This window comes from Bradyrhizobium sp. 1 (assembly GCF_023073315.1).
In the GTDB taxonomy this organism is placed as follows: domain Bacteria; phylum Pseudomonadota; class Alphaproteobacteria; order Rhizobiales; family Xanthobacteraceae; genus Bradyrhizobium.
The window spans coordinates 47,229-70,568 of the sequence record NZ_JADPJH010000039.1; the positions used below are offsets into that span (position 1 = coordinate 47,229).

The window sequence follows — 23,340 nt, forward strand, 5'->3', positions numbered from 1 at the left end:
GAGCGGCCTGTCAGCGCGAATTGAACAGGAAACGGTGTTCCGGCAGCCCCTGTGCGACGCCGTGAATGGCCAGCAGATGACCGGCCTGAGGCTCGATACTGAGTTGGTGGGGACCCAGAAACTTCCTGGCCGTCGTCACGAACAGCGTCTTGAGGTCGCTTCCTCCGAAGCATAGGCAGGTCGGATTGGTCACGGGCACCGCAACGACGGTATCGATCGTCCCGTTCGGCCGATAGCGCACCAGGCGGCCGCCCGAGAAGAACGCCGTCCATAGCCCGCCGGCAACATCCACGCACGCGCCGTCAGGCCTTTCCCCGGAGGCGCTGTAATCCGCGAACACGCGTCTGTTCCGGATCGTGCCGTCGTCGAGATCGAAGTCGAACATCCAGGTGCAGTGTCGCCGCGTGTCCGTGAAATACAGCGTTCGATTGTCAGGCGAGAACGCAATGCCGTTGGTGACGATGACGTCGCCGAACAAGCGCGTCACTTCGCCGTCGCCGGTCACGCGATACAGCGCCCCGTGCGGACGATGCAGCTGATTGTCCATGGTGCCGATCCACAACCGACCGCGCGCGTCCACGCGGCCGTCGTTGAGGCGGTTGTCGATGCCGCTTTCGACCTCGCAGAATTCGGCGGGAGGAGCCTTGTCGGAAACGCGACGGGAGAGGCGCAGGTCCTGCGCGAGCAGATGCGAGCCGTCCGCCGTCAGGGCTTGGCTGCCGAGGAATTGGCCATCATGGGAGGCGATTTGATGGGCGCCCGTCGCGGGATCGAAGGATTGATGAAACCTGCCGTCGATGTCGATCCACCACAGCTTGCGGGAGCGGTCGCACCACAAGGGCGTTTCGCCAAGAATGTCCGCGCTGGCGACGGCGGTCTCGACCCTATGTGCGGGGATCGAATTGGCGGTCATGCCGGAATCCGGCTCCAACTGCGCGCGTCTTCGCCAAAGGCCTGATAACCGGTCGAGGTCACGGCGATCGCATCTTCGAGCTTGATAAAGCCACGTCGCTTGTGGGGCAGCGTGGTCCGACGATCAGGACGTCGATGCCTGAAGCATCGAGCAAGCCGTCGAGCCTTGCCGTGGAGAATGGAATTTTGGAGTCCATCTATCGTTCTTCTTCGTCGACGACTTGATTTTTTCGGCGGGAGAGGGCGGTCAGCTGTCCTTCCAGGAGGAAAGGGCATGCGCGACGCAGCCATTGATGTGGTCGGTGAGGACGACACGGGCGCCCTTGATGTCCCGCTTCAGGGCGCACTCCAGCAACGCCTTGTGCTGGTTGATCGTCTCGGTGCCGCGATAGCGCAGCGCATAGCGGAAGTATTTGTCGAACACCACCGCGTGGGTTTGCATCAGCTCGCGCGACCCGCAAGCAGAGATCAGCGCCTGGTGGAATTCGCCGTCATAGCGCTTGCGCAGCTCGGGATCGTCGCCTTCTTTCAGGACGGTGCGCTCGGTCGCCGCCAGCTTGTGATGCGCGGAGACCACGCGGCCCTCCCATTCGACGTCGCCGGCGCGAAACGACTCGGCCATCGCATGATGCTCGAGCAGGATGCGCAGATCGGCGAGCTCGCGCAAATTCTGGATCGAGATCGGCGCCACCTCGAATCCACGCTGGCCTTCGGCGACCACAAAACCCTCGGAGGTCAGCCGATTGAGGATCTCGCGCAGCGTCGAGATGCTGACGCCGTAATCCTCCTTCATGGCATCGAGCTTGAGACGCCCGGATGGCGTGAGCACACCGAAAATGATGTCGGACCGGATGCGCTGATAGCCGCTGTCGCCCGCCGACAGAGGCCGTTCCTCGAGTACCGTCATGCCTTCTGATCCCGCTTGTCCGGATCGCGCGCGCTCTGGCGGCGACCGAACCATCAATGTCGCCAGCAATATAGCAGAGCGTCATCACCAGACGTCTACGGAAATATCATATGAAATCTATATTGTCCTTTGACATCGAAATATATGTATGATGTGTAAATAAGCTGAGGGTGCGGAAAACAAGCGCTTAAGCCGCCGTTCGTGCCCTAGGGAACAGGGAGGACACGATGAGCTTGTTGGTACGGGCGCTGTCTGCGACGGCGATCTGCGTGGCGCTGACTGTCGGCGCATCCGCCGCCGATGACATCCAGGAGCGGACGATCAGGTGGGGGCACCTGAACAACACCGATCACCCCGTCAGCTTTGGCGTGCAGAAGTTTGCCGAGATCCTGCTGGCGAAGAGCGGGGGCAAGATGAAGGTCCGCGAGTTCGCGGCCTCGCAGCTCGGCAACGAATTGCAGCAGCAATCCGCGTTGCGCGGCGGCACACAGGAGATGCTGTCGGCCTCGACGACATCGCTCGCAACCGTCGTTCCCGAATTCGGCCTGATCGACTTCCCGTTCCTGTTCAACACGACCGAGCAGGCCGACGCGCTCGCGACCGGCAAGTACGGCGCGGCGATGATTGATACGCTGCCGTCGAAGGGGCTGATCGGTCTCGGCTATTGGGGCTTGGGCTTCCGCAACGTCACCAACAGCACCCGTCCGATCACCAAGCTCGAGGATTTCAGCGGCCTCAAGCTTCGCGTGATTCCGAACCCGGTCTACCTCGAAAGCTTCAGTGCCTTTAAGGCCAATCCGGTCCCGATGGCCTTCGGCGAGCTGTATTCGGCGCTGGAGACCCGCACCGTGGACGGCCAGGAAAATCCCTACACGGTCATTCTCTCCAACAAATTCTACGAAGTGCAGAAATACGTTTCCGCCACCAACCACACCTTCACCCTGAACATCATTCTGGTGAGCAAGGTGTTCTGGGACAAGCTGTCGCCGACCGAGCAGAAGCTGATGCGCGAGGCTTATGCGGAGAGCCGCGGCTATCAGAAGGACCAGACCCGTCTTCAGACCGAAAAGGCTTTGGCGGAATTGCAGGCCAAAGGCATGCAGTACAATGCGATCGCCCCCGAGGAGACCGAGCGCATGCGGAAGGCGGTGCAACCGGTCGTGGACAAGATGTCAGCCAATCTTCGCGCGGAGACGGTGAAGCTTTTCAACGACGAGGTCGAGCGCATCCGCAAGGACGTGAAGTAGCCGACGTCTTCGTCGGCTAAGCGACGGAGCCGGCCAATGGCCGGCTCACATCTCTCATTTGCCCGGACGTCACGCATGGCGCGAGCTCTCGACCTCTATTGCACGTTCCTGAAGGCCGTCATTGCCGCGTGTCTTGCGGTCATGGTGGTGCTGGTGTTCGGCAACGTCGTGCTGCGCTACGGCTTCAACTCCGGCATCACGATCTCCGAGGAGCTGTCGCGCTGGCTGCTGGTCTGGCTGACCTTCCTCGGGGCCATCGTCGCGATGCGCGAGCACGCTCATCTCGGCGTCGACAGCCTGGTCCGGATGCTTCCCGCCTCAGGCAAGCGCATCTGCTTCGTCATCAGCTACTGCCTGATGCTGTTTGCCGACTGGCTGCTGCTCTCAGGCAGCTGGCGCCAGACCATCATCAATTTGGATGACCGCGCGCCGGCCACCGGTCTTTCGATGGGCATCTTCTACGCGGTCGGCGTGATCTTCGGCGTGTCGACCGCGATCATCCTTCTCTACGACTTGTACCGCGTGATCAGCGGGCAGGCGAGCGAGGAGGACATGGTGGCCGTCCGGGAATCGGAGGAGCAGTGATGCCGTCCTTCGCCATTGTGCCTGTTCATTGCCTTCGCGTCACCCGGATCATTCCATGACGATTGCGGTCTTCACCTTCTCGCTGCTGGGCGCCATGGCGCTGGGCATGCCGATCGCCTTTGCGCTGATCGTCTGCGGCGTGGCGCTGATGAGCACGATCGACATGTTCGATGCCCAGATCGTGGCGCAGAACATCATCAATGGCGCGGACAGCTTTCCGCTGATGGCCATTCCCTTCTTCATGCTCGCGGGCGAGGTCATGAACAAGGGCGGTCTGGCCAAGCGCATCGTCAATGTCGCTCTCGTCGCGGTCGGGCATTTCCGCGGCGGGCTGGGCTACGTCACGATCCTCGCATCCTGCATCCTCGCGTCGCTATCCGGGTCGGCGGCGGCCGATGCAGCGGCGCTCGCGGCCCTGCTGGTGCCGATGATGGTGGCGGCTGGCCACAAGAAGTCCTATGCGGCGGGCCTCGTGGCGGCGGGCGGCATCATTGCTCCCGTCATCCCGCCCAGCATCGGCTTCGTCATCTTCGGCGTCGCCGCCGGCGTCTCGATCTCGAAACTGTTTCTGGCCGGCATCGTGCCCGGGATCCTGCTCGGCGCAGGGCTCTGTCTGGCCTGGGCGTGGGTGGTGCGGAAAGAGAACCTGACGCCGCCGCCACGGGCCTCGGGGGCAGAGATCATCAAGGCCGTCGTCGACGGCTTCTGGGCGCTGATGCTGCCGGTCATCATCGTGGTCGGCCTGCGTTTCGGCATCTTCACGCCGACGGAAGCCGCGGTGGTCGTCGCCGTCTACTCCCTGTTCGTGGCGACCTGCATCTACCGTGAACTGAAACTGTCGCAGCTCTACGCCATCTTCGTCTCCTCTGCCGTGACGACGAGCATCGTCATGTTCCTGGTCGCAGCGGCGCTGGTATCGTCCTGGCTCATCACCGTGTCCGAGATATCCGCACAGGTCGTGACCCTGCTGAAGCCCTTCATGGGCAACAACACGCTGCTGATGCTCGCGATCATGGTCGTGGTCGTCATCGTGGGGACGGCGCTCGACATGACGCCGACGATCCTCATTCTCACGCCGATCCTGATGCCGATCATCAAGGCGGCCGGCATCGACCCCGTCTATTTCGGTGTGCTCTTCATCATCAACAATGCCATCGGACTAATCACGCCACCCGTTGGCATCGTGCTGAATGTCGTCTGCGGCGTCTCCAGGATCAGCATGGAGGACATCATCAAGGGCGTCTGGCCGTTCATGATCGCGCAACTGATCGTGCTGTTCGCGATGGTATTATTCCCGGGGCTGGTGACGGTCCCGGCCAAGTGGTTCGGCGGCTAGTCGAGTCCACAACAACAGAAGGAATCGCGAAAATGGCCGCGAAAATCATGATCCTCAATGGACCCAATCTCAATTTCCTCGGCATCCGGGAGCCGCACATCTACGGCCGGACCACGCTGAAGGAGATCGAGGCGAGCTGCCAGGCCCTGGCAGACCAGCTCGGAATCTCGATCTCGTTCCACCAGTCCAACATGGAAGGCGAGCTTGTCGGCCTGATCCAGTCCGCCCATGGCAATTCGGATGCGATCATCATCAATCCGGCGGGTTACTCCTTCACCTCGATCGCGCTGATCGACGCGCTGAAGATCTTTGAGGGCGTGAAGATCGAGCTGCATATCTCGAATATTCACGCGCGTGACGAGCTTCACCGCCACTCGATCACGTCGAGTGCCTGCACCTCGGTGATTTGCGGTCTGGGTCCTTACGGCTATCTCGCTGCAATGCTGGCGGCCGTCCAGAAGCTCGGACAACTGCCTGACACGATCCCGCCGGCCCTGCACGGGCTCAAAAATTAAGCCAGGGGAGAAACGTGATGCGCGGAGCGGGATTTCTCGCGATCTGGAGCGACGTCGAGGCGCAGGATCTGACCGATTACCGACACTGGCTGACGCGCGAGCACACCACCGAGCGCGTCACGACCAGAGGGTTCCTCGCGGTGCGCGTCTTCCGCGCGGCAAGGGACGACATCCACCGCTTCTTCATCCTGTACGAGCTTGATACACCCGAAGTCCTCGATGGCGCGGCCTACATGGCGCGCCTCAACGCGCCGACGCCGTGGTCGCAGCGCATCATGCCGAAACTCGGCAATTTCATGCGGGGCGGGGGCGTCATGGTCGCGCGGACGGGCCGGGGCGAGGGGGCCACGATCATGGCGCTGCGGATCGAGACATTGCCCGCGGACGCCCAAAAACTGGCTGAGGCGCTCGTCGCGTGCGACGGCGTTGCCGCCGTGCAGATCGGCGCGACCGATGAGGCGCGGACATCGGTGCCGACCGCCGAAAAGGGCATGCGGAAGGACGAGGGGTTTTTCGCCGGACTTTTGTTGATCGAGGCGCTCGACGTCGCCTCGTTGCAGGCCGCCTTGCAGCAGGCGCGCGCGATTGCGCCCGACATCCTTGGCCGGGCGAGCGAGCCGGAAGTCTATCAGGGCATGTTTGCGCTCGAGGCCCGCATCGCGGATTTTGGCTGATGGCAGTTTTCTCGCTCGCCGCACTGACCGTGCTCGATCTCGCGCCGCCCGCGATGATCGAACTGGCGGCGCGCTGCGGCTATGAGAAGATCGGGCTGAGATTGCTGCCGGCAACGCCTGGCGGCGTTGCATATCGCCTGATGGACGATGCGGCGCTTCTACGCGAGACGCTGCGGCGGTTGCAGGCAACCGGCGTGGCGGTCGCCGATCTCGAGGTCGTTGCGTTCCGACCGGAGACGGACGTCGCTTCGTTCACGCCATTCTTCGAGACCGGTGCACGCCTCGGCGCCAGGCACATTCTCGTCGCGGCTTACGATCCGGATCTGGCACGGTTCTCCGACCGCTACCGGCAGTTTTGCGAAGCCGCAGCCCAGCACGGCCTGACGTCGGATCTCGAATTCATGCCCTGGACCAACGTTCCGGACCTGAAAACCGCGATGCGGATCGTCGGCGAGGTCGACCATCCCGCGGCCGGCATTCTGGTCGATGCGCTGCATTTCGATCGATCGCAAAGCTCGCTTGCAGATCTCCGCACCATCCCGGCCGACCGGCTTCACTATTGGCAGCTCTGCGACGGTCCGGCCGAACGCCCGGCGACGACGGAGCAGCTCATCCATGCCGCGCGCGAGGAGCGGATGTTTCCGGGCGAGGGCGGCATCGATCTCGTCGGCCTGACCAAGGTGATGCCCGATAGCCTGACCATCAGCATCGAGGTTCCCTCCGTTCAGCTGGCGAAAACCGTCGATGCTGAAACGCGGGCGCGCCGGGCACTCGCGGCGGGCAGGGCCGTGATCGAGAAGGCGCGCGCTGCTTCCTAACAGAGAAGGGTGGCTCGGGATGCCGCAAGCCGATCGCGCCTGGGACGTCGAGACCGATCTCCTGGTCGTGGGCGCAGGCGCGGCCGGCATGACGGCCGCGCTGGTCGCCGCACTCGAAGGGCTCCACGTCATCCTGTGCGAAAAGTCGGACATGGTGGGCGGCACCACCGCAACCTCCGCCGGCACCGTCTGGATCCCGGGCAATAGGCAAGGGCGGCCTGCCGGAGCGCCTCATACAATCGAGGCCGCGCGCACCTATCTTGCCGCGATGCTCGGCGCGCATGCGGGCGATCCGCGCGTGGAGATGTTTCTCAAGGTCGGCCCGGTCGTTCTCGACTATCTCGAGCAGAAAACCAGCGTCCGTTTCGTGGCGCCGCCAATACACCCCGACTACAAAGACCTTCCGGGCGCCGCGATCGGCGGCCGCGCACTCGGAGCCGTTCCGTTCGACGGCCGCAAGCTCGGCGACGATTTTGCGCGGGTCAGGCCGCCGCGCCGTGAATTCATGGTTCTCGGCGGCATGATGGTCGGGAAGGCGGATATTCCTGCGCTGCTGGCGCCCTTCCGCAACTGGACCAATTTTCGGCATGCGGTCGGCCTTCTGACCCGCCATGCGCTGGATCGTATCGGCCACAAGCGCGGAACGCGCCTGATCATGGGCAATGCGCTGGTCGCACGATTGCTCGACAGCACCCGTCGCGCCGGCGTCGATCTGCGATTTGAGACGGCCCTTCGCGAGATCATCTGCGAAGGCGGCCACATCGTCGGTGCCGTGCTCACGTCTCCAGGCGGAGAGGTGAGGATACGTGCCCGCAAGGGCGTGGTGCTCGCGACAGGCGGCATTGGTTGGAGCCGTGAGTTGCGCGAACGGCTGTTTCCACACGCCGCGCGCCGCTTTTCGCTCACGCCTTCATCCAACACCGGAGACGGCATTTTGGCCGGCGAGCGCGTCAACGCCGTCATCGAGCGTGACCTCGACAGCCCGGCCTTGTGGATGCCGAGCTCGGTCATGCCGCAAACGGACGGCCATGTCTCGGTATTCCCCCATATCATGCTCGATCGTGCCAAGCCGGGACTGCTCGCCGTCAACACATCGGGCCGCCGCTTCGTGAATGAAGCAGATTCCTATCACGACTTCGTCGCGGCGATGCTGCGTTCGAACGCGTCTGCCTCGTCAGTGACGCCGGCCTTCCTGATCTGCGACCGTGCCTTCATCAGGGATTTTGGCATTGGGCTGGTCCATCCCGGGACGAAAGACCTGAGCGAGTTCTTGCAAGCGAACTATTTGATACAGGGTGAAACGATCGAGGATCTGGCGCACAAAATCGGTGTCGGCGGTGAACAGCTTGCCGAAACGGTGGAACGATACAATCGCTATGCCGAAACCGGGATCGACGAAGATTTTGGCCGTGGTTCAAGCCCGCTAAATCGCTTCAATGGCGATCCGCAGACAAAACCAAATCCTTGTCTGCGGCGGATCGGCTCGGGACCGTATTATGCCGTCGCCGTATGGCCGTCAGACCTCGCCAGCAGCGCCGGCCTGCGCACGGATTCGTGCGCCCGTGTGTTGTCTCACGATGGAAAGATTCTGGCCGGCCTGTACGCGGCCGGCACCGACTCATCCTCGATCTTCCGCGGCACGTACCCGGGACCCGGCACAATGATCGGCCCAGCCATGGTCTTCGGCTGGTGCGCCGCGATAGACGCTGCGGGAGCGTTACGCAGGTTTCCCGATCTGCCGCCAGGTTAAAGCGCGCCGCCACCACTATTCCACCCACGGCCGCCCTCGCCAAAGATCTCATACCCCGTCGCCGTCACCACCACCGTATCCTCGAGCTTGATGAACCCGCGCTTCGGATGCTTCATCGTCGTCTCGATCGAGATCACCATGCCGGGTTCGAGCGGCAGGCGAGCGTCGGTGTCGTCGTAGGGGACCGGACCCGTGGCGGTCAGGTGAGGGACCTCGTGGCTGACGAGGCCCATGCCGTGGGCCAGAAAGTCCGTGCAGTCGCGCTGGGTGATCTGGGCCAGCTGCCGCTCGGCCGCGACGTAGATGTCGCCGCCCATGGCGCCCGGCCGGACCGCGGCAAAGGCGGCGCGCTGCACCGCCTCGATCTCGGCGAGGTAATCCTTCAGCTCGCCGTCGGGCTCGCCCAGCACGGCCATGCGCGCGAGATCGCCGATATAGCCGTGATAATTGCCGCCGGAGTCCAGCGACAGCACGTCGCCTTGCTCCCAACGCTGCGATGACGGCGCCCGGTTGTGGCTGCTGCCGCAGGCGAGCAGGCAATATTCGAAGGTCAGGCCGCGATTGGCTTCGGCGACGCGCAATGCGTCGCTCAATTGCTGCTTGGTGGTGCCCGGGCCGTGCGCGGCGATCACCTCCAGCATCGATGCGATGACCAGCTCCGACGCTGTCTTGAGCTTGGCCAGCTCATCGGCCGACTTGACCGCCCGCAGCCGCTCCAGCACCAGGAGCGCGTCCTTGAGCTCGGCGCCGGGCAGGGCGTCGGCGAGCGCCCTTCCTGCATCCATCGGCAGGAACGCCATCTCGACCCCGACCCGCTTTAAGGGCACGCCGGCGTCCCGGATCAGGCCTATGGCCCGCGTGATCGCATCGACCGAGCCGCTCGACTCGGTCCGCATCTGCGGCACCCACGGTGGCGTCACGGCGCGCTGATGGGTCTCCAGGCGATGGCCGATATAGACCGCCTTGTCCGGTGCGCCCTTGGGATAGACCAGGACCGGCAGATAGCGGCTGACGCCCATCGCGTCCATGTAGTCGAAGAAGATCGCGCGCTCGGCGCCCAGCAGGTACTGCACATTGTGCTTGGAGGTCACGACCAGCACATCGAGGTGAGCTGCCTCCATGAGACGGTCGAGCTTGGCGGTGTCGAATGGAATGGCGCGCGAGTCGTTCGTGCGGGTGGCGTTCTGCTGCATCATGGACCTCCCAATGGCGGCGCGGCTCGCGTGGCCGCGTCCGTTGTCTGGCGCTTCCTGGAGCTGGCGCTTCCTGGAGACGGATTGTGAGCCGGGAGCGGGGTTCTGGGTAGCCGCGGATATGTCCGGCCTGACCTGCACGCCCACATCCGTAATTCGCATAAGGTATATTATGGAATATATTTTTATCTAATTAGATCAGATATTTAGGCGGAATTCCTGCGATCTGCATGGGGTTGTTTTTCACATTTTGAATCCGGCGCATGTGGCGAAAGCCGATATTGCCGTGACGTTGTCCGGCTGCAATAAGCGAGCCTCGCGAGATCGCAGATGACCTTCCGACCTTCCGTCCTATAGGTTTGCGTCTCACAATAAAAAACAAACCTTCCGAGGAAGCAGACCCCATGGTCATTTCAACGCGCTTTTCCCGACGCACGCTTCTCAAGGCCTCCGCCGCGACCGCGGTCCTGGGCGGCATTGGCGCGCCCCATGTGGCTCGCGCCCAGAGCGCCGAGTTCACCTACAAATACGCCAACAACCTGCCGGACACCCATCCGCTGAACGTGCGCGCCCGGGAGATGGCGGCGGCGATCAAGAGCGAGACCAACGGCAAGTTCGACCTCCAGATCTTCCCGAACAACCAGCTCGGTTCCGATACCGACATGCTGAGCCAGATCCGTTCCGGCGGCGTCGAGTTCTTCACGCTGTCGGGCCTGATCCTGTCGACCCTGGTGCCGGCGGCGTCCATCAACGGCATCGGCTTCGCGTTCCCGGACTACCCCACGGTCTGGAAGGCCATGGACGGCGATCTCGGCGCCCATGTCCGCGGCGAGATCAAGAAGGCCGGGCTCGAGGTCATGGACAAGATTTGGGACAACGGCTTCCGCCAGACCACGTCCTCGTCCAGGCCGATCACCGGTCCTGATGATTTCAAGGGTTTCAAGATCCGCGTGCCGGTGTCACCGCTGTGGACCTCGATGTTCAAGGCGTTCGACGCAGCGCCCGCCTCGATCAATTTCGCCGAGGTCTATTCCGCGCTCCAGACCAGGATCGTCGAGGGCCAGGAGAACCCGCTGGCGATCATCTCGACCGCCAAGCTCTACGAGGTCCAGAAGTTCTGCTCGCTGACCAACCACATGTGGGACGGCTTCTGGTTCCTGGCCAACCGCAAGGCCTGGAGCGCTTTGCCGGAGGACGTGCGCACCATCGTCGCCAAGAACATCAACGCCGCCGCGATCAAGGAGCGTGAGGATACCGCCAAGCTCAACGCCAATCTCCAGCAGGAGCTCGCTGGCAAGGGCCTGACCTTCAACCAGCCCACAGTCGCGCCGTTCCGCGACAAGCTGCGCACCGCCGGCTTCTATGCCGAGTGGAAAGGCAAATATGGCGATCAGGCCTGGGACCTCCTGGAGAAGGCCGTCGGCAAGCTGTCGTAACGCGTTGGGGCCGTCATGGCTCATGTCGAGGTTCAGGTGACCGAATTGGTGGGCGAGGTGGCTGTTCAGCCCCCTCGCCGATCCTCACTGCTGGCCTCGCTGGAGCGCATCCTCGGCCTCGCCGTCGAGATCCCGGCGGCGATCCTGGTGGTCGCCGAGATCGTGATCCTGTTTGCCGGCGTGGTCGCGCGCTACGGCGTGCACAGGCCGCTGATCTGGTCGGACGAACTCGCCTCGATCCTGTTCCTATGGCTGGCGATGCTTGGCGCGGCGGTCGCATTCCGCCGCTCCGAGCACATGCGCATGACCGCGATTGTCGCCAGCGCCAGGCCGGCGATGCGGGCCTGGCTCGACATGGTCGCGACCTGCGCGGCGCTGGCGTTTCTGACGCTGATCGTCTGGCCGTCTGCCGAATACGCCTACGAGGAAAGCTTCATCACCACGCCGGCGCTCCAGATCTCCAACATGTGGCGCGCCGCGGCGCTGCCGGCCGGCATCTGCCTGATGGCGGTGTTCGCATTGCTACGGCTGCTGCGCGCCGCCGATATCCGCATGGTGCTGACGGCCGCGATAACAGTTGCCATCATCGTCGGCCTGTTCTGGCTAGGGCAGCCTTATCTGCGGCCGCTCGGCAATATCAACCTCGTCATCTTCTTCGTCGGTGTCGCGGGCTTCTGCGTCTTTGCCGGCGTTCCCATTGCGTTCGGCTTTGGCCTTGCGATCTACGGCTATCTCGCGCTGACCACGCGCACGCCTGTCATGGTGCTGGTCGGTCGGATGGACGAGGGCATGAGCCATCTGATCCTGCTCTCGGTGCCCCTGTTCGTGTTCCTGGGGCTCTTGATCGAGATGACCGGCATGGCACGCGCCATGGTGGCGTTCCTGGCGAGCCTGCTCGGGCATGTCCGCGGCGGCCTGCATTACGTGCTGGTCGGCGCCATGTACCTGGTCTCAGGCATATCAGGCGCCAAGGCCGCCGACATGGCCGCGGTTGCCCCCGTGCTGTTCCCGGAGATGAAGCAGCGCGGCGCCAAGCCCGGCGATCTCGTCGCGCTGCTTGCGGCAACCGGTGCGCAGACCGAAACCATCCCGCCGAGCCTCGTGCTGATCACGATCGGCTCGGTCACCGGCGTCTCGATCGCGGCGCTGTTCACCGGAGGCCTGCTGCCCGGCGTCGTGCTCGCGGTCACGCTGTGCATGCTGGTGTGGTGGCGCTACCGCCATGAGGACATGAGCCATGTGCGCCGCGCCAATACGAGCGAGATCGGCAAGAGCTTCATCGTCGCCCTGCCCGCGCTCGCGCTGCCCTTCGTGATCCGCTACGCCGTGGTCGAGGGCATCGCCACCGCCACCGAAGTCTCCACCATCGGCATCGTCTATGGCGCCCTGGTCGGCCTGCTGGTCTACCGCCGCTTCGACTGGCGGCGGCTGTTCCCGATGCTGGTCGAGACCGCCGCGCTGTCGGGCGCGATCCTGCTGATCATCGGCACGGCGACCGGCATGGCGTGGGGCCTGACGCAATCCGGCTTCTCGCGCTCGCTGGCGGCGGCCATGACGGGGTTGCCGGGGGGAGCCGCGACCTTCATCGCCGTCTCCATCCTGGCCTTCACCGTCCTCGGCAGCGTGCTGGAGGGCATCCCGGCGATCGTACTGTTCGGGCCGCTGTTGTTTCCGATCGCCCGCGCCGTCGGCGTGCACGAGGTGCACTATGCGATGGTGATCATTCTGGCCATGGGTATCGGGCTATTCGCCCCGCCGTTCGGCGTCGGCTATTATGCGGCCTGCGCCATCGGACGCGTCGACCCGGCCGAAGGCATCAGGCCGATCTGGGGCTATCTGCTGGCGTTGCTGGTGGGATTGATCGTCGTCGCGGTCTTCCCCTGGATCTCGATCGGATTTCTTTGACGCGGTTTAAGGAGGATGTCGATGAGTGAGCGGCAGAACCCGTACAATATCGGCCTCGACAAGACGCAAGCCAATTACGTGCCGCTGACCCCGCTGAGCTTCCTCGCGCGCAGCGCCGCGGTCTATCCCGATCATGTCAGCACGGTCTATGAAGGCCGCAGCTTCACGTGGGCTCAGACGCATGAGCGCTGCAAGCGCTTTGCGTCGTATCTCGCCGGCAAGGGCATCGGCGTCGGCGACACCGTGGCGGCGATGCTGCCGAACATCCCCGCGATGAACGAGGTGCATTTTGCGGTGCCGATGAGCGGCGCCGTGCTCAACGCGCTCAACATCCGCCTCGATGCGCCCTCGATCGCATTCCAGCTCGACCATGGCGGCGCCAAGATCATCCTGGTCGATCCCGAATTTTCCGGCGTGATCACCGAGGCGCTGGCGCAGATGACCGGACCCAAGCCGTTCGTGATCGACGTCGACGATGCCGCCTTCAACGGCGGCAAGCGCATCGGCGAGATCGAATATGAGGCGGCGCTGGCGCAAGGCGATCCTGATTTCACTGCGATCCCGCCAAACGACGAATGGGACGCGATCGCGCTGAGCTACACTTCGGGCACGACGGGCAATCCCAAGGGCGTCGTCACGCATCATCGCGGTGCGTATCTCAACGCCGTCAGCAACATCCTTGCAGGCCAACTCGGCCAGCATCCGGTCTATCTCTGGACGCTGCCGATGTTCCATTGCAACGGCTGGTGCTTCCCCTGGACCATCGCGGCCGCCGCCGGCATCAATGTCTGCCTGCGCAAGGTCGAGCCGACAAAAATCTTCGAGCTGATCAAGCAGCACGGCGTCACCCACATGTGCGGCGCGCCGATCGTCTACAACACGCTGATCAACGCGCCCGATGCGCCGAAGGGAAATGCCGCACGCCGCGTCGTCGGCCTGATCGCGGGCGCGGCGCCGCCTGTCGCCGTGCTCGAAGGCGCAGAAAACATCGGCATCAAGCTGACGCATGTCTACGGCCTCACCGAGGTCTACGGCCCCGCCTCCGTCTGCGCCGAGCAGCCCGGCTGGGACGATCTGCCCGCCGCCGAGCGCGCCAGCATGAAGCGGCGGCAGGGCGTGCCCTACCCGCTCGAGGAAGGCGTCACCGTCATCGATCCGCGGACCATGCAACAGGTGCCGCGCGATGGCGAGACCATCGGCGAGGTCATGTTCCGCGGCAATATCGTGATGAAGGGATACCTGAAGAACGAGAAGGCGACGAAGGAAGCCTTCGAGGGCGGCTGGTTTCACACCGGCGACCTCGGCGTGCTCGACGAGCACGGCTACATCATCATCAAGGACCGTTCCAAGGACATCATCATCTCCGGCGGCGAGAACATCTCATCCGTCGAGGTCGAGGACATCCTCTACAAGCACCCGGCCGTGCTGTTCGCCGCCGTGGTCGCCAAGCCCGATCCGAAATGGGGCGAGGTGCCCTGCGCCTTCGTCGAGCTGAAGGACGGCGCCAGCGCAACCGAAGCCGAGATCATCGCCTTCTGCCGTTCGCATATGAGCGGCTTCAAGACGCCGAAAGCGATCATGTTCGGACCGATCCCGAAGACGTCGACTGGCAAGATCCAGAAATTCCTGCTGCGCGACGAGGTGGGATCAGCGAAGGCGATTACGGCCTGAGCTCACCGCGTTCAGAAACATTTGGAAACAAGGCTGCATTCGCGCACTGCCCGAAATCGATCGCGCATGTTCGACGACATCGGGACACGACAAGAAAAGATTGGAAAACGTTAGAGACACACTTACGATTCCGCATCGTCGGATTCGCTGATTCCAATTGATTCGCCGCGCGGACTGCGCGGCCGGAGTCCGGCGCGGTTGGGGCGCTTCATGCGGTTTGTGTCTTGAGCGCAGACGTGCGTGCGCGTCTGGCGCTGCTGATATTGACGGCCGGACTGCTGCTGCCCAACGCAGCGGAGGCGCAGGTCACGCGCGAGTTCGGCGCGTTCGGAGCCACTGAGAATTTTGGCCCGCCTGGTCCGAGCGCCCCGAGAAATGGCAACAATTTTGGCGGCATCGGTGGCGCCATGTTCGGCGGCCCTCAAGCCCCCGGTTTTGGCGGCCTCCCGTTCGGCAACGGTAATGGTGGCGCAAGCGGCATGCAGCCGAACTATGGCTGGAACGCCGAGCCGCCCGGCCTTGCCGGCGCGGCGCGGTTCGGCATGCGGCAGGCCTTTGGCGGAGGCTCCGATGGCGCTACGCACACCGAGACGGCGCAGGCCACGTTTCTGGCGATGACTCAGTTCACGCAAGCCCTGCTTGATCCCGCCATCGACGGCCGCGGCATTGGCCCTGCCGAGTTCGATGCAGAGCTCGCGGCTTATGCCGATATCGGCAGCGACCGCACGCATGGCGGCATCGGACGCGAAGCCTATGCGGCGACCTACGGCAGACCGTCACTCGCGGCGGCGCAGTGGAGCGTCTGGGCCGCCGGCTTCGGCAGCTCGCAGCTATCGACCGACGGCAGCGGCTCGGCCAACCGGAGCTTTGGGACCGTCGTCGGCGCCGACTATTCGCCCTCGCCGCGGACGCAGATGGGCTTTGCGCTCGCCGGCGGCGGCACCGGCTTTGCCAACAATTTTTCCAGCGGCCGCTCCGACCTGTTTCAGGCGGGCGCCTTCGCCCGGCATTCAATTGGATCGGCCTATATCGCCTCCGCCCTCGCTTACGGCTGGCAGGCCATCACCGGCGATTATCAGGTGTCACGGGCCGGCACCGGTCAGCTCAACGCCGCCGTCAACGCCAACGCCTATTCCGGCCGGCTCGAAGGCGGCTATCGTTTTGCCGTGCCCTGGCTCGGCATCACCCCCTACGCAGCGGCGCAGATCACCGCCTTCCGCCTCCCCTCGAATGCAGCGCAACCGGCCTACGCCGCCGATGCGTCAGCGGCCACGCCCGGCAGCGACAGTTTCACCGATACCCGCGGCGAGCTCGGCCTGCGCACGAGTACTTCCTTTGCGCTGCTTGGAAGCGTGATGAACGTGCGCGGACGGCTGGCCTGGTCGCATGATTTCAGCACGGGGCAGTCGATTCCGGCCGCGTTCCAGTCCCTGCCCGGTCAGGGCTTTATCGTCGGCGGCACGGCACTGGCGCCAAACGCGGCACTGACGGGCGTTGCGTTCGAGCTGCGCGACCTGAACGGCTGGTCCGCAGCAATGAATTTCGACAGCGAAGTCTCGAGCCTGGTGCGCTCCTATACCGGTAAGGCCGCGCTGCGCTACGCCTGGTGATCCCGCCATCCTGTTGATGGAGGCGAGCGCGCAAGAGGCCTCCGCCCGCTCGCACGCAGCGGACGAAAGTCCTCCGCGTCCTCACATCTTCTTGTAGGCGTCGATCAACGCCTGGCCGTCAGCGCCCGTTTTCTTGAGCCAGTCGGCGGTGAGCTGCTCGCCGATCTTCTGGAAGCCGGCCTTCAACGCCGGGCTCGGCGGCTCGACCGCCATGCCCTTGGCCTTGAGCTGGGCGAGATACCAATTCGCCTTCTCTTCCCAGGCCTTCCAGCCGCGTGCTTCCGCAGTGGCAGCAGCCTTGAGGATGGCATCCTGCGTGGGCTTGTCGAGCGCCTCGAACGCAGCCTTGTTGACGAAGGTGTAGTCCTTCGGGATCCACGCCTGTACATCATAGAAATATTTCAGTGACTCCCAGGCCTTGGAATCATAGCCCGTGCCGCCCGACGACATGAAGGAATTCACCACGCCGGTGGCGAGCGCCTGCGGCAGTTCGGCGGCCTGGATCGTCACCGACTGGGCGCCGACCAGTTCGCCGATACGAGCTGTTCCGACGTTGTAGGCACGCCATTTCAGGCCCTTCATGTCCTCGATCGTCGCGAGCGGCTTGTTGACATACACGCCCTGCGGCGCCCACGGCACGGCAAAGAGCAGCTTGATGCCCTGCGCATCGAGTTTCTTCGCAATCGCTGGTTTCGAGGCCTGATACAGCTTCATGGAATCTGCGAAGCTGGTCGCGAGAAATGGCACGACGTCGATCCCGAAGACGGGATCCTCGTTTTCATGGATCGACAGCAGCAGTTCGCCCATTTGCGCCTGCCCGGTCACGACCGCGCGCTTGATGTCGGGCGCCTTGAACAGCGAAGCGTTCGGATGAACGGTGATCAGGAGCTTTCCGGACGTGGCGGCTTCGACGTCCTTGGCGAAGGCGACCAGATTCTCCGAATGGGGATTGTCCGACGGGTATGCCGCCGGCAAATTCCATTTGGTCTGGGCAAAAGCAGGCGTAGCGGCCAAGACGGCGCCTGCGATCAGGCCTGCGCGCAGCAAATGAGACGTCATTGTACTTCTCCTCACGGTCAATTTCGAAAGCCTGGTGCGATCAATCAGGAAAGGCGAGCTTGGGCAGAAACAACACGATCTGCGGATATTCGGTGATGATGAATACGGCGGCTAGCAGCAGAACGAAGAACGGGAATGCCGCCCGCGCCACGGTGATGGTGTCGCGGCCGCTCATGTTCTGGAGCACGAACAGGTTGAAGCCGACCGGCGGCGTGATCTGCGCCATCTCGACGTGGATGATGAGATAGACGCCGAACCAGACCAGATCGAGCCCGGCCTGCTTGACCATCGGCAGCACGATGACCGCGGTCAACACGATCATCGAGATGCCGTCGATCAGGCATCCCAGAATGATGTACATGATGCTCAGATAGAGCGCGAGCATGCCCGGCGTGAGCTGCTGGCCCTGGACCCAGGTGGCGAGCGCAGCCGGAATGCCCGTATAGGCCATCGCTGCCGTCGTGTAGGCAGCGCCTGCCAAGATCAGCATGATCATGCAGGTCAGGCGCGTCGCGCTCATGATGCTCTCGAAGAAATTCTTGCGCGTGAGCGTGCGGCTCCACCACGCCAGCAGCAGTGCGCCGCTGACGCCCCACGCGGCACATTCGGTCGCAGTCGCAAAGCCCAGCACGAGCGAGAGGAAGACGGCCAGGATGAGAAGCAGGCAGGGGGCGAGCTTGGCGGACTCCTGCAGCTTCTTCCGAAACGGCATCGGCGGGTCGCGCGGTGGGACCTTCTTTGGATTGAGCAGCGACCAGATGATGATGTAGCCGGAATAGAGCACCATCACGAGCACGCCCGGCAGGAAGCCGCCGAGGAACACCTGAAGCACGGACACGTTCGCCGTCACCGCATAGACGACCATCGGGATGGACGGCGGAATCAGCAGGCCGAGCGTGCCGGAGCCCGCCAGCGAGCCGAGGCTGAGGCCCTTGTCATAGCCGCGCTTGTCGAGTTCGGGCAGTGCGATCTTGCCAATGGTCGCACAGGTCGCGGCCGAGGACCCCGACACCGCCGCAAAGATACCGCAGCCGATCACGTTGACATGGGTCAGGCGCCCCGGCAGCCACTGGACCCAGGGCGAGAGTCCGCGGAACATCTCTTCCGACAGTTTCGTTCGAAACAGGATCTCGCCCATCCAGATGAACAGCGGCAATGCCGCGAGCGTCCATGACGCGCTCGCGCTCCAGGTGGTGGTCGCAAGCACCGAGCCGAGCGGCAGGCTCGTGGTCAACGCCATCGCCACGAAACCGACGAGTCCGAGCGAAACTGCGATCCAGATACCGCTTCCTAGCAGCAGGATCATGACCCCGAGGAGGATGAACGACAGCTCGATCATGCCGAGATTGGCCATGGTCAACCGCCGCCGCCCTGCGAGATACGTTCGATGAATTCATCCGGCGTCTCGTCCGGCGAGCCCCTCTCGTAGCTCGGGCGGTTGCCGCCGATGACATTGACCATTTCATCGATCAGCGCGATCGACAGGATCACGAGACCGCCGGCAAAGCCGAGTTGGGGAATCCAGAGCGGCAGCGCGACCACGCCCTGCGCCACGTCGTTGAAGCGCCAGGAGTCGTAAGTCATCTGCACCGCATGCCGGGTGAAGTAGAGAACAAAGGCCGCCGCAATGCCGAGCGCCACGATCTCCGCGATCTGCTTGCTCCGCCCGTGCAAGCGCTCCAGCAGCAGGCCAACCCGGATCATCTCGCCGCGCTTGAAGGTATGGGCGAGGCCCAGAAACGCCATCGCCGCCATGCACCACGATGCAAAATCATCCCCAGCCGGGATGTTGAGCGCAAACTGCCGCCCGATCGACATGACCATCATGATGGCGAAGATCGCGAACAGGAAGACGCCGGCGGCGTAGCCCGCACCGAGATAGAGCAGATCCAGAACGCGTCGGACCACCCCTACAGCCTTTCCGTCGTTGCCGTCCCCTGCCAACGCGGCCCCCATCCTCATCTTGCGGCTCAATCAAGCCCGGCGATAGCCTCGGTTGATTATCGCCTCCATTCAACGCCTGTCTTTGAGACGTTAGACCAACACGATGGGGTTCGCGAAAGCAAGGAGCATGCCGGTCTGCGACGAAATTTCCGCTGGATACGCTCAGTGCGTATCGAGTTGCAAACCATCATAGGCCGGTATCACGCCTGATGGCAGCGACTGCCGGATGACCTCGTAGTCGACATCAGCCGTCATGTTGGTGATCACCGCACGCTTCGGCTTGAAGCGCTCGATCCAGGACAGCGCGTCGCTGATGCTGAAATGGCTGGAGTGGCTCTGGTAGCGCAAGCCGTCGACGATCCAGAGATCGAGGTTTTCCAGCGCGCCAAAACTCTCGGGGGGGATGTCGTTGAGATCGGGCGTGTAGGCGGCATTGCCGATGCGATAGCCCAGCGCGGGAATCTGGCCGTGCTGGACCAGGAAGGCCGTCATCGAGACGTCGCCCCCCTTGCCGCCGATGATCTGCGTCCCTCCGGCCTCGATCGAATGACGGCTCAAGATCGGCGGATAGTCGCTGCCTTCCGGGGAGATGAAGCAATAGGAGAACCGCGCCATGATGTCTTTCGCGGTCGACTGATTGAAATAAACCGGAATGCGCTTGCGCATATGGAGCACGACCGAGCGCAGATCGTCCATGCCGTGGGTCTGGTCGGCATGCTCATGCGTCAGGAACACCGCATCGATATGATCGACATTGGTATCGATGAGCTGCTCGCGCAGATCGGGCGAGGTGTCGATCACGATACGCGTGGTGCCGTGGCTCGTCGTCTGTTCAACCATCATCGAGCAGCGGCGGCGGCGATTTTTCGGATTGTTGGGGTCGCAGGCGCCCCAGCCGAGTGCCGGGCGAGGCACGCCGGCAGAGGAGCCGCAGCCCAGGATCGTCAGCGTCAGCGTCATGCGGCGTCCAGTCTCAAGCTTTCACCTTGGAGAACAGGCGGAAGAAATTGTCGGTGGTCTGGCGAGAAATCTCTTCAAGGGACCCGCCGCGGGTTTCGGCAAGCACCTTGGCGACCTCGACCACATAGGCCGGCTCGTTGCGTTTGCCCCGAAACTTGCCGGGTGCAAGATAGGGCGAATCTGTTTCAACCAGAATACGGTCAGACGGCAGTTCGGCCGCGAGCGCGCGCAGGGCCTCCGACTTCTTGAAGGTCAGAATGCCCGTGAAGCCGATATAGAGCCCGAGCGATACCGCCTTCAGCGCCAGTTCGCGCCCGCCGGTGTAACAATGCAGCACGGCACTAAAGGATCCCTTGGCCGCCTCCTCCTCCAGGATGCGGGCGCAATCCTCGTCGGCCTCACGAGTATGGATCACCAGCGGCAGGCCGGTGGCCCGAGCGGCGGCGATGTGGGCACGAAAGCCCCTCGCCTGCGCCTCGGGCGAGCCGTCGTCATAGAAATAGTCGAGCCCGGCTTCGCCGAGTGCGACGACCTTCGGATGCTGCGTCAGCGCGATCAGCTCGTCCGGCGAGATGCCGTCCTCCTCATCCGCATTGTGCGGATGGGTGCCGACCGAGCAATAGACGTCATCGAAGCGCTCGGCGATGGCGAGAAGCTGATCGAGCTTTCGCACCCGCGTCGAGATCGTGACCATGCGCTTGAGGCCGGCCGCACGCGCGCGCGACACGATCCCGTGGAGATCTTCCGCAAAGTCTGGAAAATCCAGATGGCAGTGACTGTCGACCAGCATCGCCCGAACGCCTTATGCCGCCGGCTCGATATAGCGCGGGAACGCCGGCGTCGGCGCCGGCAGCGTCGAGCCCGGCGCAATGCGCTTGTCTCCGCCGAGCATCGCGAAATTGCGCTCGCCCGCGGGCACACCGAGGCTGTCGAGCAGCAAGCCAGATGCGGTCGGCATCGCCGGCTGGGCCAGGATCGCGATCTGGCGCACGACCTCGGCGGTGACGTAGAGCACCGTCTTCTGCCTTGCAGGATCGGTCTTGGCCAGCGCCCACGGCGCCTCGCCCGCGAAATAGCGGTTGGCCTCCGCAACCACGGCCCACACGGCGTTGAGCCAATGATGGATCTGCTGCGTCGCCATCGCCTCGCGGCTCGCTGCGAGCATGCCGTCGGCCATCGCCAAAATCGCCTTGTCGTTGTCGCTGAACTCGCCCGGCTCCGGCAGCACGCCGCCGAGCTGTTTGGCGACCATCGACAGCGAGCGTTGCGCGAGATTGCCGAGATCGTTGGCGAGATCGGCATTGATGCGCGCGACGATGGCCTCGTGATTGTAGTTGCCGTCCTGGCCGAACGGCACCTCGCGCAGGAAGAAATAGCGCATCTGGTCGACGCCGTACTGGTCGGCGAGGTTGAAGGGATCGACGACGTTGCCGACCGACTTCGACATCTTCTCGCCCCTGCTGAACAGGAAGCCGTGGGCATAAACCCGCTTCGGTAGCGGGATTCCGGCCGACAGCAGGAACGCGGGCCAGTACACCGCGTGGAAGCGGATGATGTCCTTGCCGATGATGTGCACGTCCGCTGGCCAGTGGCGCCAGTTGTCGTCGCTTTCGTCCGGGAAGCCGACGCCGGTGATGTAGTTGGTGAGCGCGTCGACCCAGACATACATCACGTGCTCTTCGTCGCCGGGCACTTTCACGCCCCAGTCGAAGGTGGTGCGCGAGATCGAGAGATCGCGCAGGCCGCCCTTGACGAAGCTCACCACCTCGTTGCGGCGCGAGTCCGGACCGATGAAATCCGGTTTGTCCTCGTAGAGCTTGAGCAGCTTGTCCTGATAGGACGACAGGCGGAAGAAATAGCTCTTCTCGTCGACCCAGCTCACCGGCGTGCCCTGTGGGCCGAGGCGCACACCATCGTCGTTCAGGCGCGTCTCGTCCTCGGCGTAATAGGCCTCGTCCCGGACCGAGTACCAGCCGGAATAGACGTCGGCATAGATGTCGCCGTTCGCTTCCATGCGCCGCCAGATTTCCTGGGTCGAGCGATGGTGCTGCTCCTCGGTGGTACGGATGAAGCGGTCGAACGACACGTTCAAACGCTCGTCCATCTCCTTGAAGCGAGCGGCATTGCGGGTCGCGAGCGCGGCGGGTGTCAGGCCCTCATTCTGTGCGGTCTGGACCATCTTCAAACCGTGCTCGTCGGTGCCGGTCAGAAAGAACACGTCCTTGCCGTCGAGCCGCGCAAAGCGCGCCAGCACGTCGGTCGCAATCGCCTCATAGGCGTGACCGATATGCGGGCTGCCGTTGGGATAGGCGATCGCGGTCGTGATGTAGAAAGCGTTGTCGCGCGCAGGGGCAGCAACGGGCGCAACGGCCTTCGGCGCAGGCGGCGCTTTGGGTTTTGACACCTTCGGCTTCACGACCTTAGGCGGCGTGACGACAGGAGTCGGCGCGGCAATCACAGCAGGCGCTGCGGCCTTCTTGGCTACCTTCTTCACCGGAGCCACCTTCGTCGCCGGAGTCGCCTTCTTCGCCGGAGTCTTGGCTGGCTTTGCGGCGGCTGTTTTCTTCGGGGGCTTCTTGGCGACGACCTGCTTCTTCGCAGCCCTTTTGCCGACCTTCTTCGACGTCTTCGCAGCGCCCTTCTTCACGCCCTTCTTGGCGGCAGCCTTCTTGGATTTCTTGACCTTCTTGGCGGACTTGGACGCGCGCGCCTTCACAGCCTTTTTCGCGGCTTTCTTGACGGCCTTCTTCGCAGCCGTCTTCTTGCCCTTAGCGGTTTTCTTAGCTCGCGTTGCCACGACGAATTCCTTTACCGGATT

General features: G+C 63.5%; 20 protein-coding genes. 11 read left to right on the forward strand and 9 right to left on the reverse strand.

Going from position 1 to position 23,340, the window contains the following annotated elements:
* Nucleotides 1-10 precede the first annotated feature (10 nt).
* Together IVB29_RS37335 and IVB29_RS37340 are read right to left on the reverse strand one after the other, a co-directional pair.
* Nucleotides 11-913: an SMP-30/gluconolactonase/LRE family protein gene (locus IVB29_RS37335; protein WP_247508429.1), complete on the reverse strand. Its 903-nt coding sequence runs from the start codon at nucleotides 911-913 to the stop codon at nucleotides 11-13.
* A 246-nt stretch (nucleotides 914-1,159) separates the two neighbouring features.
* Nucleotides 1,160-1,819 carry an FCD domain-containing protein gene (locus IVB29_RS37340; RefSeq protein WP_247508430.1) on the reverse strand — a complete coding sequence of 220 codons (660 nt, stop codon included), beginning with the start codon at nucleotides 1,817-1,819 and terminating at the stop codon, nucleotides 1,160-1,162.
* 227 nt (nucleotides 1,820-2,046) lie between these two features.
* On the opposite strand from IVB29_RS37340, the gene IVB29_RS37345 reads away from it, so the two are divergent.
* From IVB29_RS37345 to IVB29_RS37375, 7 genes are all read left to right on the forward strand, one after another.
* Nucleotides 2,047-3,066: a TRAP transporter substrate-binding protein gene (locus IVB29_RS37345; RefSeq protein WP_247508431.1), complete on the forward strand. Its 1,020-nt coding sequence runs from the start codon at nucleotides 2,047-2,049 to the stop codon at nucleotides 3,064-3,066.
* 75 nt (nucleotides 3,067-3,141) lie between these two features.
* Complete coding sequence (locus IVB29_RS37350; RefSeq protein ID WP_247508432.1) at nucleotides 3,142-3,651, forward strand: TRAP transporter small permease; 510 nt, start codon at nucleotides 3,142-3,144, stop codon at nucleotides 3,649-3,651.
* Between the two features lie 55 nt (nucleotides 3,652-3,706).
* Complete coding sequence (locus IVB29_RS37355; RefSeq protein WP_247508433.1) at nucleotides 3,707-4,987, forward strand: TRAP transporter large permease subunit; 1,281 nt, start codon at nucleotides 3,707-3,709, stop codon at nucleotides 4,985-4,987.
* A gap of 32 nt (nucleotides 4,988-5,019) precedes the next feature.
* Nucleotides 5,020-5,502, forward strand: a complete 483-nt coding sequence (locus IVB29_RS37360) for a type II 3-dehydroquinate dehydratase (RefSeq protein ID WP_247508434.1) — start codon at nucleotides 5,020-5,022, stop codon at nucleotides 5,500-5,502.
* A gap of 17 nt (nucleotides 5,503-5,519) precedes the next feature.
* Nucleotides 5,520-6,176: a hypothetical protein gene (locus IVB29_RS37365; RefSeq protein ID WP_247508435.1), complete on the forward strand. Its 657-nt coding sequence runs from the start codon at nucleotides 5,520-5,522 to the stop codon at nucleotides 6,174-6,176.
* The gene (locus IVB29_RS37370; RefSeq protein WP_247508436.1) at nucleotides 6,176-6,994 is read left to right on the forward strand and encodes a TIM barrel protein; all 819 of its coding nucleotides are present in this window, start codon (nucleotides 6,176-6,178) and stop codon (nucleotides 6,992-6,994) included. The genes IVB29_RS37365 and IVB29_RS37370 overlap by 1 nt, the downstream gene beginning before the upstream one ends.
* A gap of 19 nt (nucleotides 6,995-7,013) precedes the next feature.
* A complete protein-coding gene (locus IVB29_RS37375; protein WP_247508437.1) occupies nucleotides 7,014-8,744 on the forward strand; it encodes an FAD-dependent oxidoreductase in 1,731 nt (576 codons plus the stop codon).
* Here IVB29_RS37375 and IVB29_RS37380 read toward each other — a convergent pair.
* Complete coding sequence (locus tag IVB29_RS37380) at nucleotides 8,741-9,937, reverse strand: Xaa-Pro peptidase family protein (protein ID WP_247508609.1); 1,197 nt, start codon at nucleotides 9,935-9,937, stop codon at nucleotides 8,741-8,743. The two genes, IVB29_RS37375 and IVB29_RS37380, sit on opposite strands and share 4 nt — an antisense overlap.
* Before the next feature lie 404 nt (nucleotides 9,938-10,341).
* On the opposite strand from IVB29_RS37380, the gene IVB29_RS37385 reads away from it, so the two are divergent.
* The 4 genes from IVB29_RS37385 (at nucleotide 10,342) to IVB29_RS37400 (ending at nucleotide 16,559) form a co-directional block, all read left to right on the forward strand.
* On the forward strand, nucleotides 10,342-11,373 hold the full coding sequence (locus tag IVB29_RS37385) for a TRAP transporter substrate-binding protein (RefSeq protein WP_247508438.1): 1,032 nt from the start codon (nucleotides 10,342-10,344) through the stop codon (nucleotides 11,371-11,373).
* A 15-nt stretch (nucleotides 11,374-11,388) separates the two neighbouring features.
* The gene (locus IVB29_RS37390; RefSeq protein ID WP_247508439.1) at nucleotides 11,389-13,278 is read left to right on the forward strand and encodes a TRAP transporter large permease subunit; all 1,890 of its coding nucleotides are present in this window, start codon (nucleotides 11,389-11,391) and stop codon (nucleotides 13,276-13,278) included.
* 21 nt (nucleotides 13,279-13,299) lie between these two features.
* Nucleotides 13,300-14,949, forward strand: a complete 1,650-nt coding sequence (locus IVB29_RS37395) for an acyl-CoA synthetase (protein WP_247508440.1) — start codon at nucleotides 13,300-13,302, stop codon at nucleotides 14,947-14,949.
* A 236-nt stretch (nucleotides 14,950-15,185) separates the two neighbouring features.
* Nucleotides 15,186-16,559, forward strand: coding sequence for an autotransporter outer membrane beta-barrel domain-containing protein (locus tag IVB29_RS37400; protein WP_247508441.1), 1,374 nt, complete (start codon nucleotides 15,186-15,188; stop codon nucleotides 16,557-16,559).
* Between the two features lie 81 nt (nucleotides 16,560-16,640).
* Here IVB29_RS37400 and IVB29_RS37405 read toward each other — a convergent pair whose 3' ends face one another.
* From IVB29_RS37405 to metG, 6 genes are all read right to left on the reverse strand, one after another.
* Nucleotides 16,641-17,618, reverse strand: coding sequence for a TRAP transporter substrate-binding protein (locus IVB29_RS37405; protein WP_247508442.1), 978 nt, complete (start codon nucleotides 17,616-17,618; stop codon nucleotides 16,641-16,643).
* A gap of 40 nt (nucleotides 17,619-17,658) precedes the next feature.
* Nucleotides 17,659-18,972 (reverse strand): TRAP transporter large permease subunit, encoded by a 1,314-nt coding sequence (locus IVB29_RS37410; protein WP_247508443.1) that lies wholly within the window; start codon nucleotides 18,970-18,972, stop codon nucleotides 17,659-17,661.
* A 2-nt stretch (nucleotides 18,973-18,974) separates the two neighbouring features.
* The gene (locus IVB29_RS37415; protein WP_247508610.1) at nucleotides 18,975-19,574 is read right to left on the reverse strand and encodes a TRAP transporter small permease; all 600 of its coding nucleotides are present in this window, start codon (nucleotides 19,572-19,574) and stop codon (nucleotides 18,975-18,977) included.
* 150 nt (nucleotides 19,575-19,724) lie between these two features.
* Nucleotides 19,725-20,522: an MBL fold metallo-hydrolase gene (locus IVB29_RS37420; RefSeq protein WP_247508444.1), complete on the reverse strand. Its 798-nt coding sequence runs from the start codon at nucleotides 20,520-20,522 to the stop codon at nucleotides 19,725-19,727.
* A gap of 13 nt (nucleotides 20,523-20,535) precedes the next feature.
* Nucleotides 20,536-21,312, reverse strand: a complete 777-nt coding sequence (locus IVB29_RS37425) for a TatD family hydrolase (protein WP_247508445.1) — start codon at nucleotides 21,310-21,312, stop codon at nucleotides 20,536-20,538.
* A gap of 12 nt (nucleotides 21,313-21,324) precedes the next feature.
* Entirely contained in the window at nucleotides 21,325-23,319 is a 1,995-nt protein-coding gene (gene metG / locus IVB29_RS37430; RefSeq protein ID WP_247508446.1) for a methionine--tRNA ligase, read from the reverse strand.
* Nucleotides 23,320-23,340 lie beyond the last annotated feature (21 nt).

What these genes read in the sequence shown, in the direction of transcription:
- IVB29_RS37335 (WP_247508429.1), bottom strand. Translation starts at nt 913, where the DNA reads ATGACCGCCAATTCGATCCCCGCACATAGGGTCGAGACCGCCGTCGCC.
- IVB29_RS37340 (WP_247508430.1), bottom strand. Translation starts at nt 1,819, where the DNA reads ATGACGGTACTCGAGGAACGGCCTCTGTCGGCGGGCGACAGCGGCTAT.
- IVB29_RS37345 (WP_247508431.1), top strand. Translation starts at nt 2,047, where the DNA reads ATGAGCTTGTTGGTACGGGCGCTGTCTGCGACGGCGATCTGCGTGGCG.
- IVB29_RS37350 (WP_247508432.1), top strand. Translation starts at nt 3,142, where the DNA reads ATGGCGCGAGCTCTCGACCTCTATTGCACGTTCCTGAAGGCCGTCATT.
- IVB29_RS37355 (WP_247508433.1), top strand. Translation starts at nt 3,707, where the DNA reads ATGACGATTGCGGTCTTCACCTTCTCGCTGCTGGGCGCCATGGCGCTG.
- IVB29_RS37360 (WP_247508434.1), top strand. Translation starts at nt 5,020, where the DNA reads ATGGCCGCGAAAATCATGATCCTCAATGGACCCAATCTCAATTTCCTC.
- IVB29_RS37365 (WP_247508435.1), top strand. Translation starts at nt 5,520, where the DNA reads ATGCGCGGAGCGGGATTTCTCGCGATCTGGAGCGACGTCGAGGCGCAG.
- IVB29_RS37370 (WP_247508436.1), top strand. Translation starts at nt 6,176, where the DNA reads ATGGCAGTTTTCTCGCTCGCCGCACTGACCGTGCTCGATCTCGCGCCG.
- IVB29_RS37375 (WP_247508437.1), top strand. Translation starts at nt 7,014, where the DNA reads ATGCCGCAAGCCGATCGCGCCTGGGACGTCGAGACCGATCTCCTGGTC.
- IVB29_RS37380 (WP_247508609.1), bottom strand. Translation starts at nt 9,937, where the DNA reads ATGCAGCAGAACGCCACCCGCACGAACGACTCGCGCGCCATTCCATTC.
- IVB29_RS37385 (WP_247508438.1), top strand. Translation starts at nt 10,342, where the DNA reads ATGGTCATTTCAACGCGCTTTTCCCGACGCACGCTTCTCAAGGCCTCC.
- IVB29_RS37390 (WP_247508439.1), top strand. Translation starts at nt 11,389, where the DNA reads ATGGCTCATGTCGAGGTTCAGGTGACCGAATTGGTGGGCGAGGTGGCT.
- IVB29_RS37395 (WP_247508440.1), top strand. Translation starts at nt 13,300, where the DNA reads ATGAGTGAGCGGCAGAACCCGTACAATATCGGCCTCGACAAGACGCAA.
- IVB29_RS37405 (WP_247508442.1), bottom strand. Translation starts at nt 17,618, where the DNA reads ATGACGTCTCATTTGCTGCGCGCAGGCCTGATCGCAGGCGCCGTCTTG.
- IVB29_RS37410 (WP_247508443.1), bottom strand. Translation starts at nt 18,972, where the DNA reads ATGGCCAATCTCGGCATGATCGAGCTGTCGTTCATCCTCCTCGGGGTC.
- IVB29_RS37415 (WP_247508610.1), bottom strand. Translation starts at nt 19,574, where the DNA reads ATGGGGGCCGCGTTGGCAGGGGACGGCAACGACGGAAAGGCTGTAGGG.
- IVB29_RS37420 (WP_247508444.1), bottom strand. Translation starts at nt 20,522, where the DNA reads ATGACGCTGACGCTGACGATCCTGGGCTGCGGCTCCTCTGCCGGCGTG.
- IVB29_RS37425 (WP_247508445.1), bottom strand. Translation starts at nt 21,312, where the DNA reads ATGCTGGTCGACAGTCACTGCCATCTGGATTTTCCAGACTTTGCGGAA.